The sequence below is a fragment of the Sphingobacterium sp. GQ94 genome, assembly GCF_059758715.1.
In genome coordinates this window covers 188,734-205,345 of sequence record NZ_JCAXEC010000002.1, presented here as the reverse complement: position 1 = coordinate 205,345, position 16,612 = coordinate 188,734, and the positions used below count along the sequence as shown (strand labels likewise).

Genomic DNA, 16,612 nt, shown 5'->3' with positions numbered 1-16,612 from the left:
GAAATGGAATACGCAGAATTACAGGTAACAAGCAATTTTTCTTTTCTCCGAGGAGGATCACACCCAGAAGAGTTGGTAGAAACAGCAATAGCGCTCGGGTATAAGGCTATTGCCATCACCGATCGCAATACACTTGCCGGTATCGTCCGCGCGCATAGAGTGGCAAAAGATAAAGGCATCCATCTCATCCCAGCTTGCCGTCTTGAACTGCAGGATGGTTATCCGCTATTAGCTTATCCAACCAATAGAGATGCCTACAGCTCGATTTCCTCTTTATTGACCAAAGGAAATATGCGTGCGGAAAAAGGACAATGCTATTTGTATAAGGCTGACGTATACACACACGCAAAGGGAATAAAATTCATTTCTATTCCACCTGCTATATTGAACAGTCACTTTGATTTTGAACCCGAATATATCAGCGCGCTCCAGGAATACAGAGAGGTGTTGGGCAATAACCTGTTTTTGGGCGTTTCCATTCTATATTCAGGTGACGACCTGAAAATGCTATATAGATTATCCCAATTGGAAGACCGGCTAGATATCCCTTTGGTTGCCATCAATGATGTCCATTATCATATTCCCGAACGCAGGCAGCTACAGGATGTTGTGACCTGTATACGCGAAAAGTGTACCATTCAATCCGCAGGTTTCCTGCTTCATGCGAATGCTGAACGATATCTTAAACCTATTGATGAAATGCACCGGCTGTTCCGAAAATTCCCGCATGCTATAAGCAATGCTTTATCGCTTGCTGCAGCCTGTAAATTTTCACTGGATGAACTTCAATATATTTATCCGGAAGAGATCGTATCGGAAGGAAGAACACCTATGGAAGAGCTCATTTATCTCACTTGGAAGGGTGCTCAAGAAAGGTTCGGTGAAAATCTGGATGAAAAGATTAAAGTCACCATTGACATGGAGCTGAACTTTATTTACACAAAGAATTATGCCTCCTATTTTCTCACAGTATATGATCTGGTACGCTTTGCAAGGGAGAGAGAGATTCTCTGTCAGGGACGAGGCTCAGCAGCCAATTCTGTAGTCTGTTATTGCCTTGGCATTACTTCAGTCGACCCGTCGAAATTCAAATTGTTGTTTGCAAGGTTTATGAGCGAAGCCCGTGACGAACCGCCGGACATAGATGTAGACTTCGAGCATGAAAGACGCGAAGAGGTCATGCAATATATTTATAATAAATATGGCCGCGACCGTGCAGGTATCGTAGCTACAGTTACACAAGTCCATTGGAAAGGAGCCGTCCGTGATGTTGGTAAAGTGATGGGGCTGTCTGTGGATACCGTGGACAGGCTATCAAAGACTCGGTACGAGCTTACCGAAGAATGGCTCAATGGTGGTGGAAAATCATCAGAGGGTTTCGATGCCGGTGATCTGCATTTGAGAAAGGTCTTGGAACTGACACATGAATATATAGGCTTTCCTCGGCAACTCGGCCAGCATACTGGGGGCTTTGTGATCACACAAAACAAGCTTTCTGATCTATGTCCAATCATTAATGCGCGTATGGAGGACCGCACGAACATAGAATGGAACAAGGACGATATCGAAACATTGGGTTTCCTGAAAGTGGATATACTGGCGCTCGGAATGTTGACCTGTATCCGAAAGGGGTTTGATCTGGCTAAGCAGCACTACAACTTAGATCTGACTTTAGCCAATATACCGCAAGATGACCAGAAAGTCTATGACATGATCAGCCATGCCGACACGTTAGGGGTTTTCCAGATAGAGAGCCGGGCTCAGATGAGCATGCTACCAAGGTTAAAACCAAGGAATTTTTATGACCTGGTGATTGAGGTCGCCATCGTTAGACCTGGGCCGATACAGGGTGATATGGTTCACCCCTATCTGAAAAGGCGCAATAACGAGGTTCCCGTCGAATATCCATCAAAGGAGCTGAAAGAGATTTTGGGTAGGACGCTAGGCGTACCGCTCTTCCAGGAACAGGCTATGGAGATCGCCATTGTAGCTGCCGGGTTTACGCCCGCAGAAGCGGATGGTTTACGACGAAGTATGGCTACTTTTAAAGCTAAAGGAAAAGTGTCTGAGTATGAGAAAAAGCTCGTAGAAGGTATGATGAAAAAGGGTTATAAAGAAGAATTTGCAAGGCGCGTGTTTCGGCAACTAGAAGGTTTTGGCTCATATGGTTTTCCCGAAAGCCACGCGGCCAGCTTTGCCTTGTTGGTGTATATCTCGTCATGGATAAAATGCTTTTATCCTGACGTCTTTGCGACCTGTCTTTTGAACAGCCAACCCATGGGATTTTACTCTCCTGCCCAGATCGTGATTGATGCCCGAAAGCATGGCGTGGAAATTCGCCCTGTGGATATCAACCATTCACTTTGGAATAATACTCTTGAAGAGCTGTCCGGGAAGTACCATGCTCTGCGTCTAGGTTTTCGGCAGATAAAAGGGATACGGGAAGAAGACATGGCACTGTTACTAACCGGAAGAAGAAATCCTTATAAAACGATCAATGAATTGCTCAACTCGGGGGTAACTCCTTCTGCCCTGGAACGACTGGCGGATGCCGACGCTTTCCGATCTATCGGCCTGGACAGGCGCCAGGCACTATGGCATGTATCAGCTTTAGCAGACCATCCAACAGGTGTCTTCGAAGGGCAGCCATCCGACAGTGAGCAAGAAGATAATGTGGAGTTACCCGCTCAGTCAGAAATGGAGCATGTGATGCAAGATTATGCAACTACCGGGTTATCGCTCAAAGCGCATCCCTTAAATTTCGCAAGGCCGAAGCTCGATACATTAAATGTAACCCAGGCAGGCAAACTGAATACTTTGCAAGATGGCATGCTGGTAAAAGTTTGTGGGCTGGTCACTGTACGGCAGCGCCCAGGTACAGCTAAAGGAGTTCTTTTTATAACAATCGAGGATGAAACGGGATTCGCAAACCTAGTAGTATGGGTCAAAACTTTTGAACAGTTTCGCAAGGTGATCCTCCAATCGCGCCTGTTAATGGTGATGGGTCATGTACAGATAGAAGGTGAGGTTGTCCACGTGATCGCGCATTCCTTGCACAACATGAACCATCTGATGCGCATAGAACCAGATATACAGTACATAGCATCAGACAATCCTATAGATTCAAGTAAAAAGGATTCAGAAGCATCTATCGGAAAAGCGATGCAGGGAGAATTGTTTCCATCCAGAGACTTTAAATAATCTCTGTAATCACATTATTATCAAACACAAGCAGCCAATCTTTACACTATTCTTCTCATTACAGTTTTTATACGGAATCCTAAAAGCATCTATCAGACGAGGTGTATTAAAACGATTGAATTAACATCTATTCCTTATTTCATGGATTAAAAAGGCTCTATTCTCTTCAACTGATTTACCAAAAGTTAATTTACATTCCAGCAATTTCAATGTGAGGATCATAATAGAAATTAACACTTACATTAAAAATGAAATAAGATATTCGAACAGGAAAGCACAGGACAGTGCTTGTTATTTTCTGATTATCTTTAATGATTATTCCGCCCAGTAAAATACAAGACCAATTATGTATAGCAAAAATCGGCAATTTATTTTTAAGAGCTTAAGAATCTCGTTGATTTTCAGTACTATTTTTCTGTTCTATTTTTGTGCATTAGCTATAACACAAGAAACCAGCAATAGCGCTATTTTAGAGCTAGACGAGGTTGATCAAACATGGTGGGGCTGGGTGTTATTAGGTAAACTTCATCCCTTATTAGTGCATTTCCCTGTGGCTTTATTGATTATTGCTGGGATTATGGAGCTTGCAAGGCTACGATCATTTCAATCCACCTTACGTGGGGGCATCAATTGGTTAATATTTATAGGCGCAACAGGAGCAGTACTTGCTGCATTGCTTGGCTTACTGTTGGCTAACACAGGAAATTATAGTGGCGACAGTTTTGAATGGCACCAATGGGCAGGTATAAGTACAGCTGGTTTTTCAGTGCTTACTGCTTTACTGCTTTGGATAATTACGAAATATAATCGTAATGGTTTGATTGCAAGTTATAGAACTGCATTAATGATTACAGTATTGAGTGTTTTTATAGCGGGTCACTATGGCGGATCGCTCACTCATGGGCAAAATTATTTACTCAATACAACACCCTGGGCACCTGTAGATGAAGACCTTGCAGAAATCGCTGGTGGGGTATCATCGAGTGAATTTGATTTTGCATCTTTCAAAAACACGTCCGACAGCCTCACTTACGAGCAACAAGCAAACCTTAACCTAGGAGCTCGAACGATATTTGCACATCATTGCTTCCAATGTCACGGAAGCGATAAAATCGAAGGGAAATTACGCTTGGATAAAAAAGAATTTGTTTTTCAAGGAGGAGAATCAGGAGCAGTAATCCGACCAGGAGATGCAGAAAATAGTGAATTAGTACGGCGTATTTTATTGCCAGCAGGGCATAAAGAGGCTATGCCTGGAAAAGGAAAACCTCTTAAAAAACAAGATATTGCCCTCATTAAACTATGGATAGATAAAGGTGCTCCTTGGCCAGATCAGGTTAAAAGTATCTTCCGCGTAGCTCCCCTTGCCCCTCGCAAACCTATACTTCCTCCGTCTACTTCTGGTATGAATAACCCTGTAGATCGACTGGTTAATGCATATTTCGAAGAAAACAATATTGTATGGCCAAAAGTTGTAGATGACCGCACTTATCTGCGTAGAGTCTATTTTGATCTAATTGGAATACCTCCAACAGCACAGGAACTACATCGTTTCCAGCTCGACACAAATAGTAACAAACGCGAAACCATAGTAGAAGAACTTCTTGATAGAAATCACGAGTATGCTACGCATTGGACCACATTTTGGAATGATCTTCTGCGAAATGATTATACAGGGACAGGTTATATCACTCAAGGTCGTTTTAATATATCTGCTTGGCTTTATAAATCTTTATTGAAAAACAAATCCTACAAGCAGTTTGCAATGGAGTTGCTGGATCCTATGGAAGAATCTAAAGGGTTTATCAAAGGTATTGCCTGGCGAGGCGCAGTTAATAGTAGCCAAACTACCTCCATGCAAGCAGCTCAAAACGTATCACAAGCACTATTAGGTGTGAACCTCAAATGTGCGTCTTGTCATGACAGTTTCGTGAGTGATTGGAAGTTAGAGGATGCTTATGGATTTGCAAATATATTTTCTGATAAACCTCTGGAAATCAACCGTTGTGATATTCCTACCGGCAAAATAGCCGATACTCGAATCTTATGGCCAGAATTGGGGAGTATACCAAAAGATGCAACTGTAAAAGAAAAATCCAAACAATTATCAATCCTGCTCACTCAACCAGAAAATGGTCGCATATACCGAACACTGGTAAACCGTATATGGGCACAATTCATGGGACGTGGTATTGTAGCACCAACAGACGAAATGGACAATAAACCATGGAGCCAGGATTTGTTGGATTGGATGGCTGTCAATTTTGTGGAAGAAGGGTATGATATCAAGAAATTGCTTTATCTTATTACCACATCAAGGACATACCAATTACCTTCTATTAGTGTGAATGATCCTGAAATGCTGAATGCGTCTGATTTTGTTTTTAAAGGTTTTTTGAAGCGAAAGCTTACAGCCGAACAATTCTCTGATGCTGTAAGTACACTAGTATACCCCGTATATACTTCTCAAGCAATTAAATACAATCCTTTTGATAGTCCTCAGGCGTACTTGAATGCTTCAGCTTTCGTACGAGCTGCACTTGTTCAAAACGATCCTTTCCAGACCGCTCTAGGTCGTCCAAGTCGTGAAAATATTACCAGTGCCCGTGAGAGCCAGGCAACCCTGTTGCAGGCGATGGAACTGACGAATGGAAGTAAGTTGAATGAGACCCTAAGTAATGGAGCAAAGAAGTGGACATCGAACTATGATAATCCTGATAAGTTGATCCAAGCAATTTATACACAAAGCCTTGGACGTACTCCTTCGGATAATGAATACCGAATAGCGAAAGAATTATTGGGCGATAACGTCGTTGAATCAACTGTCCAAGACTTATTATGGGCGATTGTCTTGCTTCCGGAATTCCAGTTTATCGAATAACTTAATGTCAGTTTCAAATTTATTCAAAAATTAGTAGATAAATTTTAAACAACATTTGTAAAATTAACGGCAAAAGATGAAAAACAATTATGATAGAAGAGATTTTTTAAAGACCGTCAGTGCAGGCACAATGGCTGCATTGGCTGCTGGCGCCCCCCTTACAAGTTTTTTAACCTCTTGTACGAGTAGCCAAAAATCAACAGCAGACACTGTGATTTTGCTATGGATGGCTGGAGGTATGGCACATACTGAAACTTTTGATCCGAAGACTTACACGCCATTTGAAAAAGGCTTAGATTCCAACAAGGTCTTAAGTACATTTAAGTCAATTCCTACAGCATTGGATGGTATAAATTTTTCGGAAGGTCTCGAATCTATGGCAGCATTAGTGGATAAAGGTATACTTATTCGATCCTATGTTGCGGCAGACTTGGGACATATCCTTCATTCGAGACACCAATACCACTGGCATACTTGTTATGAACCTCCGCAAACTGTGGTAGCACCACATTTTGGCTCCTGGATTGCCCAGGAATTAGGCCCCAAAAATCCTGTTATACCCGCATTTATCAATATTGGTCAGCGATTGACCCTCGGCGAAGGCGAGGAATTGAAAGCATTCCATACCGCAGGGTTTTTAGGTAGTGAATTCGGTCCATTTATGATCCCTGACCCCTCGTCGGGTTTAGATGCAGTAAGACCTCCAACAGGAATGTCCTTCAGTCGTTTTGAACGACGAAATCAGTTATATGCTGAACTATTAGAAAAAAATCCTATCGGTGAATATGGTAGTGACTATCAAAAGGAATCGTTTAAACGATCGATGGAACAGGCCTACAGACTACTTAAATCACCTGAAGCCAAAGCGTTTGATTTATCCCAAGAACCAAAGGATAGCTATGCTATCTACAACACTGGAAAATTCGGATTAGGTTGTTTGATGGCGCGTAGACTTGTCGATCAGGGAGCACGTTTTATAAGCGTAACAACTGAATATGAGCCATTTATGGGCTGGGATACCCATGAAAATGGTCACACACGTTCACGTGATATGAAAAAACTGATTGATGCACCCATTGCTCAATTAATCAAAGATCTTGATCAAAGTGGTCGTCTAGATCGCACACTGATTGTTATTGCCAGCGAATTCAGCCGAGACATGGTAATGGAAGGAAGACCTGGTGCTGAGGTTTTACATCAAGTTCAACAACCAGATGTGATTAATGATATTAAGAATTACGGTATGCACAGGCATTTTACAGACGGGTGTTCTATGTTGATGTTTGGTGGTGGAATCAAAAAAGGGTATGTATATGGTAAAACAGCAGATGAACGACCCTGCAAGACCATAGATAAACCCATTCGAATTGAGCAGATCCATCAATCAATTTACCACGCTTTAGGCATTGACCCACAAAAGCATGTGGTTGTTGAAGGAAGACCTTTTTACACGACCCCAGATGGAATTCATAAACCTGAGCTTGATTTCTTTATTTAATAAGTACTTCTTGTGATTTAGCAAAAAATTAGGTATTTATTTTCCTGATCCATACCATTCTTTGCATCACCTCTTTATTTTAAATATCTGAATACGATGCAGGGGTACAAAGGACTGTCACATTTTTAGATACGTTGTTTTGGTATTCAGGAAGTTGACTCATGGGTTTATAAAGTGGACCAAATGATTTCCAATGAGCATCTCTATCGTCCATATTTTCAAAAGTTGTTAAATAGATTAAATTGGGCATTGTGCTTCCAGCAATAACTTGCCCGTAAAAAACTGCATTAAAATTTAATTTATTAAAAATTTCAATCTCTCCATTATTAAACATAGAGATTTTATTAGCTGACAGCTTTTCGGTTGCTGCTTCATAACTTCTTAGTTCATAAACTCGCTTACTCTTTTCAGAATTAAGCTTAGGGGTGTTCAAATAGGGCATTCCCTCAAATGCTTTCATTATAATCGTTTCTATCCTTGAAAATGGAGCCTCACTATGAACGGCATCCAAGTAAGCTTTACCAGTTTCTAAATAATGGTTGTCTTTCAATAAATTAACATCCAAATTTGCAAATTTTCCAAAGTCATTGGCAGAAAAGAAAACATAGATCAATTTATCATTTGTTATTTTATTTTCAATCGGTTTAAAAACTCCTATTTGCTTAAAGCCTAATTTATGCATTGCCGGAATATATGCATTTTCTAAAAAATGGTCAATAATCTGTTCTTGCTTAGAAGTTTGAAAATGGTATACTTTCAATTGATAGTAATTAATCTTTGGCCTTGAAGAACCATAGGCTTGATTTCCAATGAATAATACCGTAAATAGAATACACATACGGTAGTTCATAAAGTTGATAAACTTTGACATTTCAAAAAGAGTTAGGTTTAGATTCCTATTAATAGGAGATTTTAATTCTCAAGTTCAGTTAGGTTTTAGACTAAAGACTGAACCCTAAATATAATGTATTTTTTTTACAATAAAAGAGCACAATCTATGCAAAATACCATAAATTTCGGTTTGAGATACCTCTCACAATAATATTTTTACCCCATGGATATTTACTCGAGGAATAAAATTGTGAATACAATACTATTTGGGTAATTGCTGCCTCCTTACAAATGCTGGTTGGACTAGCATATTTTATTGGAACCGTTTGCTCGAGATTGTTGCATCCAAAATTATATGGATGAGGCTATGTATTTCAATTGAACTTGGCGTCGTATATGAGAAGATACTTCTCCCAAAAACAGTTTTCGAATATGAATAAAAGACTAATATCTTTTCCTTGTGAATTAGTATAGAAATATCGAGCTACCCCCTTTTGATAAAACCTAAGTACTTTTCTATTTGTACTTACCTCAAAATGAGGGAATTCTTTTCAAAAACAGGTTGTATCCATATTCTTCAAGGTTTTCCATCACAATAATTTACGTATAGATTCCGTGTTCTGGAAAGAAAAATGTCACAAACGAGTGAACAAAGCAACTTTATGATTTATCTATAATATTATAAATTAGTTGATTCTATGCTCTGAAATATAGTGTTGAATTATATTAAGGTCATGTTTTTTTGCCTATAGTTTACTAAGAATTTATCATTCGGATCTAACTCTGTAACTAAAAAATTAATTTGGCTTGTTGGACATATATTTAACCATTTGGTACTATTGAGTTTTTCAGAGATGCTGATTACCGCAACTTTTTTTGCTGATCTTATTAACGCCATTTTTACTTGTACGACTTCCCAGTCCATATCTGTCAATCCTTCTTCAGCCGAAAAAGCATTAGCACCAAGTATGCATAAATCGGCTTTCACCCCAGCCAGTTGATTGACTACACTTGCGCCAATGTGAAGGTTTGCATTTTTCATTAATTTTCCACCAATACTGATTACATCCAAGTTATCGTGTTCGGAAAGGGTAATTGCTACTTGTGGACTAATGGTAATTATTGTGACTTTTAAGTTGTTTGGGATAATTTTTGCCAACTCAAGAATTGTGGTTCCTCCTTCTGTGAGAAGTACCATATTGTTTTTAAAAAGTGATAATGTTTTTTTTGCAATTATTTTTTTAGCCTCTAATGCATAAACAAGGTTTTCTGTATTAAAAGGTTTAACAAACGACTTACTGACGGCTCCACCGTGTACCCTAATAATTTTTCCCTGTCCCGCCAATTCTTGTAAATCCCTTCTGACGGTGTCGTCTGAAACATTTAATTGTTCACTTAAATCAACAGAGAGTACTTTATTATGTAGATCTATTTCCCGCAGAATTACTGCTTGTCTTTTGTCTTTTTTCATTAGCTACTGAGGATAAAAATAATTAGTCTTTTGTAAAACCAGTAATAATACAGTATTTACGCAAATATATCAATTTTTTACATGATACTACTCCAATCAACATGCGAATAAATTGCGGTTATTGATTTAACAATATTTAAAGTACGCATTTTCAAATATCGTGTCACAAAAATATTATAAACAGCCGATTAACGACTAAATAACTGATTTAAAGAGCATATAAACCTATTTTCATCTATACATTAATTCAATTTAACATTGAAAAACCAATTATATACTATTTATATTATGCGGTTTTAATTTGCATTAATCAAGTAATATATTTATTATTGCTCATATTATGCAAGTATAACCAACTCGCAATAAAACCTAATAAATTAATATTAACCTTTCAATAACCATTAAACATGATGCGACTATTTATTAAATCACGACGGCTCCTTCCTAGAATTATAAATTCTCATGTTGGGATATTAGCTATCTTGCTTTTGCTTTGTCCTCAATTTTTACAGTCACAAACGAAAGAAATAGTCGGTCGGGTTATCGATGCCGAAAGCAGGATAATTGCTGGGGCTTCAATTACCATTAAGGGGAGCAATAAATCTACAAAAGCTGATGACAACGGTGAATTTGCTATAGCAGCAGGAAATTCTGATACATTAGTATTCTCCTATATTGGTTATAAACCGTATCAAATTGTTGTGGGTGACCAGACGAATATAACTGTCATATTGATTTCACAAGATAATGTATTAGACGAGATTTCTGTAGTAGGTTTCGGAACACAGCGAAAAGTAACTGTTACAGGAGCCATATCAACAATATCTGTCCGGGAGATGCAAAAAGTTTCGACACCGGCTTTGTCGAATGCTATTGCAGGTAAATTACCTGGTATAATATCTAGACAATCAAGTGGCGAACCCGGATATGATGCTGCACAAGTCTTTATTCGCGGACTTTCTACGTTTGGAAATAATTCACCGTTGATTTTGATTGATGGAGTAGAACGTGATATGAACCAAATCAATGCACAAGAAATTGAAAGTTTCACTATTCTTAAAGATGCTTCCTCGACTGCTGTTTATGGAGTTAGAGGAGCAAATGGAGTAATTTTAATAAACACAAAAAGGGGATCACTGGGAAAACCTGCAATTAATTTTAGAAGCGAATATGCTATGTTAAGAGCTATGCGTTTGCCAAGCTATATAAGCGGAGGTGAATATGCATCTTTAATGAATGAGGCAAGAGTTTTTTCTGGTGAAGATCCACGTTGGAGTGATGAAGAATTGCAAAAATATTATGATGGGTCTGACCCTTATTTATACCCAAATTCCAATTGGACTGATGCAGTGTTGAAGAGAGATACTTGGCAAACAATTAATAATCTAAGTGTAACAGGTGGTACTGATGCAATTAAATACTACACAAATGTCGGATATACTGTTCAGAATGGAATTTATAAACAAGATCCAGAAAATAAATTTAGTACCAATGCAAATATAAAACGATACAACTTTAGAAGTAATGTTGATCTGAATTTGTCAAACTCTTTGACAATGCAATTAGGGATAGGTGGTATTATACAAAATGGCAATTATCCAGGTACTGCGGCGCCAAATATTTTCAGTATGATGCGCGTTATATCTCCGATTGCCTATCCAATTTTAAATCCTGATGGCTCTCCAGGTGGAGCATCAACTTATGTAGGAGGCAATCCTTGGGGTCTGGTCACCCAATCAGGTTATTCTACTCAGGACCGAAGCACACTGCAAGGTACCTTTGGTACTCGTTGGGACCTTTCCAAACTTGTAACTCCTGGGCTTTCAGTTAGAGGTTTGTTTTCATACGACCGCTATGCACAGACAGATAACGCGAGAATCAAAACTTTTGAGGTGAAACGGTATCTCGGGAAAAATCCTGAAACTGGTGAAGATATGTATAGCATACCATTTAGAGAGGAGCAGCCTCTTGGCTATTCAATTGGTAATAGCAGTAACAGAGCTATTTATCTGGAATCACAAATAAATTACGAACGTACTATTCAGGATCACCTCATCACAGGTATGTTGCTATATAACCAGCGTGATTATGTTGCACTAACTGCTGGCAGCTCCATTTTAAACCTTCCCTATAGAAGACAAGGATTGGCCGGACGAGCTACATACAGCTATAAAGACAAATATTTAGCTGAAGTAAATTTCGGATATAACGGTTCAGAGAATTTTCCAAAAGGTAGTCGATTCGGCTTTTTTCCTGCTTATTCAGCAGGCTGGGTAATTTCAAATGAAAGTTTCTGGAAGGTACCATTCATAAGCAACTTCAAGGTAAGAGGTTCACATGGTAAGGTAGGAAATGATCAAATCGGTCAACGTTTTTTATTTTTAAATACCATCAATACACAAGGGCAATCTTATTTATTTGGTGCAGATCAACAACTATTTTATGGAGCTGAAGAAAATCAAATTGGAAATCCAAATGTGACCTGGGAACGATCAACCAAAAATAATATTGGACTTGACCTCGGATTTTTCAACGATAAGTTGGTATTGCAGATTGACGCTTTTAATGAGAATCGTACAGGAATATTGCTACAAAGAAGAACAGTACCGTCATTAGCTGGTTTCTTTCCATGGTCTATTCCATATGCTAATATAGGATCTATTAAGAACAAAGGAATTGACGGTTTAATTGAAGCAAGGAATACAACTTCAGGAGGATTTTTGTATTCTCTGAGGGGAAATTTCACTTTTGCTAAAAATGAGGTCATTGAAAATGACGAACCTGCTCCTCGTTTTTCTTATCTCTCTGGAAAAGGTTTGCCTTTAGGACAATCGTTCGCATTTATCTCCGAAGGGTTGTTCGAAAATCAACAAGAGATTGATTCATGGCCGCGTCAAACTTTCTCTACTCCTCGCCCAGGAGATGTTAAATATAAAGATATTAATGGGGATGGAATGATCGACGCATTTGATCAAATTCCAGTAGGATATCCGCGCTTACCTCAGATTTCATTTGGTTTTGGTGGCACAGTAGGCTATAAAAATTTAGATTTAAGCATTTATTTTACAGGAGCTTCCAGAACTAGCCTTTTTATGTCAGGTCTTTCCATGTGGCCATTTTATGATGGTTTGGGTGTAAACAACGTAATGAGAGAATATTACGATAACCGATGGACCCCTGATAATAAAGACGCAAAATATCCGGCCATCGATATCGGTAATAATCCAAATAATTTCTTGAACTCAACAACTTGGATGAAGAATGGTAATTACCTCAGGATCAGAAATGTTGAAATTGGGTATAGCTTCCCCAATGCGCTTATTAATCCTATAGGTCTAAGTTCCCTCCGACTATTTTTAAATGGAATGAATCTGTATACCTGGGATCACATTAAAGTAATGGATCCAGAGTCCAACGATGGAACAGGTGGATATCCTTTACAGCGTTCATTTAATTTTGGTTTACAGATTGATTTTAAATAAAAAAGAAAAAGGACAATATTAAGTTAATTCTAAAAATATGAAAAAGTTTATTGCTCTATTACTCTTGCAATTCCTCCTATTTACCTCCTGCCAAAGAGACTTTCTCGAGAAAGGACCTGAAGAAGATATAACGATTGAAGAGGCGTTTCTTCAAAGAAGATATGCGGAGGCATTTCTGACAGATATCTATGCTGGAATTCCAAATGAAATATATTTCACTGATATGGCGGACATTAACCCTTTTGTTATTGCATCCGATGAACTGAATGTTCCGTGGCCTGAAAAATTTGCTAAATTAATGAATCGTGGTTCATGGAATTCGTTTAATGTGGCGGGACAAATTTGGAAGAACATGTATGAGGGTATTCGAAAGGCAAATATATTTTTGAAGCATATAGAGACTACGCCTCTTGATGAAACCTTCACCGCCGATGATAAGCAACGCTGGATAGGAGAAGCAGTCTTCTTAAGAGCCTTTTATCACTTCATGCTGATCCGAATTTATGGGCCCGTTCCGATCTTGGATTATGATGTAAAACTTGATGATGATTTCTTAAAGATAAAACGCAATCCCCTTGATGAGTGTGTGGACTTCGTGGTAAGGGAATGTGATGCCGCAATTGGTTTACTTCCAATGAAAGTTGTTGATGACAGGCAATTGGGTAGACCTACTGCCGCTGCCGCTTTAGCACTCAAAGCACGGATACTTTTATACAGCGCTAGTCCACTTTGGAATGGAAACCCGGATTATACTGATATTGCGGACAAAGATGGGGTGAAGCTATTCCCTGCAAGTTACGATAGTGAGAAATGGAAAATAGCGGCTCAAGTCAATAAGGAGTGTATAGAATTAACCGAAGCTGCTGGATATGGGCTTTTTTATGCGACAAATAATAAGCCTGTTGAGAATTACCAACAACTCTTTATAGAGCGAAATAATAAAGAGGTTTTATTCGCAAGAAATTCTGGGATGGATGGTTGGATGGAGAAGTGTGCTTTCCCTGGAAGTATGGGGGGATGGAATGGATGGAATCCCACACAGGTTCATGTGGACGCTTATGAAATGTCGAATGGGATCGCTCCAATTATTGGCTATCAATCTAATGGTGACCCAATTATAAATTCAGAATCAGGATATGTTGAGGCTGGATATGCCTTAACTGATGATCCCAACGGAAACTGGTTGGAAGGAGTTAGAAATATGTATATAAATCGTGATCCTCGGTTTTATGCTACTATTAATTTTAACGGATCAACCTTTATAAATAAACGTTTAGAGTTCTGGCAAACTGGGGCTGATGGTAGAGGGAATGCAGGCAGAGACTATAATACCACCGGATATTTATTAAAAAAGTTTTTAAATCCTACAGTAAGTATTACTCAAGGCAGATTCTCTTTAAAAACATGGATTTTCTTCCGATTAGGTGAATTTTATCTTAATTACGCAGAAGCTCTGAATGAAGCGGATGGACCTGTATCAGACGTTTATAAATATGTAAATGCAATTCGCCAGAGATCAGGGATGCCTGTGTTACCAGCGGGATTGACGCAAGATCAGATGCGCGATAAAATCAGACATGAGCGTCGGATTGAACTTGCCTTTGAAACTCATCGATATTTTGATTCACACCGATGGAAAACAGCACATTTAACTGATAGCGGGCCTGTTTATGGGATGACCATCAGTGCAGGAACACATTTAAAGGATGATGCGTTTTACAAACGAACTGTTATTGAAACACGTGTTTTTCAGAATCCAACCCACTATCTGTTTCCAATACCGCAAAATGAAATAGACAAAAATCCAAGCATTGTACAAAATCTTGGATGGTAATAAATACGCTAAAATTAAATTGTAAATAACTATAAACAGCAAATATGAATACGAAAAAGACGACAATTGACAAAAGCAGAAGAGATTTTATAAGTAAGCTTGCAATAGCAGGGACTGGTTTAGCCGTCGGGTTACCTAATTTTGCTTTCGCAGACAATGGAAAACCTGCAATTTTAGGAGGAACTCCAGCGCATTCAGGTAAGTTTCCTGGGTGGCCCATTTTTGATAAACTAGAAGAAAAAGGTATAGTAGATGTTTTAAACAGTGGTCAATGGGGCCGTTTAGGGGGGCAGGTCATGCCTAAATTTGAAGCTGAATATGCAAAAACCCTTGGTGCAAAGCATTGTTTGGGAGTTTCTAGCGGAACGAGTGCTTTATATACAATTTTAGGATCATTGGATATTGGACCAGGAGACGAAGTCATTATGCCCGTGTATACATTTATTGCGACTTACAATGTCGCTGTGCTAAATTATGCGCTACCTGTATTCGTCGATACCGATATTGAGAGTTTTCAGATCGATTCCAAAAAAGTAGAATCTGCAATCACTAAGGAAACTAAAGTCCTGATGCCTGTTCATATAGGTGGTTCTCCTTGCAACATTGATGATTTTCTCAACATTTCAAAAAAATATAATATCCCCTTTATTGAAGATGCTTGTCAAGCTCACTTAGCCGAATGGAAGGGAAAGAAAGTCGGGACCTATGGTTTAGCTGGCGCATTTAGTTTCCAATCATCCAAAAATTTGAATTGTGCTGAAGGGGGTGCTATCACAACAAATGATTCAGATTTTATAAAGACCTGTTATGGTTTCCACAATCAAGGTCAGGGAGGAAGTACGACTTCTTACGGTACAGGTTCTGGAACCCGTGGCACGAATTTGAGATTGACCGAATTTCAAGGAAGTTTATTGCTATCCCAAATGACACGTTTTGAGCAACAAGCAATTCTGAGAAATAAAAACGCAAAGTATTTAAGCAAAATATTGAGAGATATTGGTGGTGTTGAACCTGCTAAACTTTATGAAGGCACAACCATGAGTGCCTATCATTTATTCATGTTCAGATACCTTAAAGAACAGTTTGGAGGACTTAGTAGAGAAAAATTCATGGATGCCCTACAAGCAGAAGGTATTCCATCCGCCGTGGGATATGGGCAGATGAACAAGGACGAATACGTTACAAGTCTTGCTAAAAACCCTCATTATCTTAAAGTTTATGGAGAGAAAAAGATGAAGGAGTGGCTGGATAGCAACCATTGCCCGCAGAATGATAAACTGACCGGGGAGCAAGCTATTTGGTTTTCGCAAACCATGCTTTTAGGCAGTCTAGATGATATGGATAGAATCGGAAACGCAATTAGAAAAATAAAGAAACATGCCTCGGCAATTGCAAAGTTATAAAGTCAATATAT

General features: G+C 38.9%; 8 protein-coding genes. 6 read left to right on the top strand and 2 right to left on the bottom strand.

The window, feature by feature from the left end:
- Nucleotides 1–3 precede the first annotated feature (3 nt).
- The 3 genes from AC6CHH_RS02545 (at nt 4) to AC6CHH_RS02535 (ending at nt 7,580) form a co-directional block, all read left to right on the top strand.
- Nucleotides 4–3,201, top strand: coding sequence for an error-prone DNA polymerase (locus tag AC6CHH_RS02545; protein WP_498279406.1), 3,198 nt, complete (start codon nt 4–6; stop codon nt 3,199–3,201).
- A gap of 346 nt (nt 3,202–3,547) precedes the next feature.
- A complete protein-coding gene (locus tag AC6CHH_RS02540) occupies nt 3,548–6,082 on the top strand; it encodes a DUF1549 domain-containing protein (protein ID WP_498279404.1) in 2,535 nt (844 codons plus the stop codon).
- A 76-nt stretch (nt 6,083–6,158) separates the two neighbouring features.
- Nucleotides 6,159–7,580: a DUF1501 domain-containing protein gene (locus AC6CHH_RS02535; protein ID WP_498279402.1), complete on the top strand. Its 1,422-nt coding sequence runs from the start codon at nt 6,159–6,161 to the stop codon at nt 7,578–7,580.
- A gap of 79 nt (nt 7,581–7,659) precedes the next feature.
- Here the strand turns inward: AC6CHH_RS02535 and AC6CHH_RS02530 are convergent, their stop codons facing one another.
- Both AC6CHH_RS02530 and AC6CHH_RS02525 read right to left on the bottom strand, forming a co-directional pair.
- Nucleotides 7,660–8,451 carry an NIPSNAP family protein gene (locus AC6CHH_RS02530; RefSeq protein WP_498279400.1) on the bottom strand — a complete coding sequence of 264 codons (792 nt, stop codon included), beginning with the start codon at nt 8,449–8,451 and terminating at the stop codon, nt 7,660–7,662.
- A 681-nt stretch (nt 8,452–9,132) separates the two neighbouring features.
- Complete coding sequence (locus tag AC6CHH_RS02525; RefSeq protein ID WP_498279398.1) at nt 9,133–9,882, bottom strand: DeoR/GlpR family DNA-binding transcription regulator; 750 nt, start codon at nt 9,880–9,882, stop codon at nt 9,133–9,135.
- A 407-nt stretch (nt 9,883–10,289) separates the two neighbouring features.
- Between AC6CHH_RS02525 and AC6CHH_RS02520 the strand changes: the two genes are divergently transcribed.
- From AC6CHH_RS02520 to AC6CHH_RS02510, 3 genes are read left to right on the top strand one after another with little or no spacing between them, the layout of a single operon-like run.
- Nucleotides 10,290–13,364, top strand: coding sequence for a SusC/RagA family TonB-linked outer membrane protein (locus AC6CHH_RS02520; protein WP_498279396.1), 3,075 nt, complete (start codon nt 10,290–10,292; stop codon nt 13,362–13,364).
- A 37-nt stretch (nt 13,365–13,401) separates the two neighbouring features.
- On the top strand, nt 13,402–15,198 hold the full coding sequence (locus AC6CHH_RS02515; protein ID WP_498279394.1) for a RagB/SusD family nutrient uptake outer membrane protein: 1,797 nt from the start codon (nt 13,402–13,404) through the stop codon (nt 15,196–15,198).
- Nucleotides 15,199–15,242: 44 nt separating this feature from the next.
- Nucleotides 15,243–16,601 carry a DegT/DnrJ/EryC1/StrS family aminotransferase gene (locus tag AC6CHH_RS02510; RefSeq protein WP_498279392.1) on the top strand — a complete coding sequence of 453 codons (1,359 nt, stop codon included), beginning with the start codon at nt 15,243–15,245 and terminating at the stop codon, nt 16,599–16,601.
- The last annotated feature ends 11 nt before the right edge of the window (nt 16,602–16,612 follow it).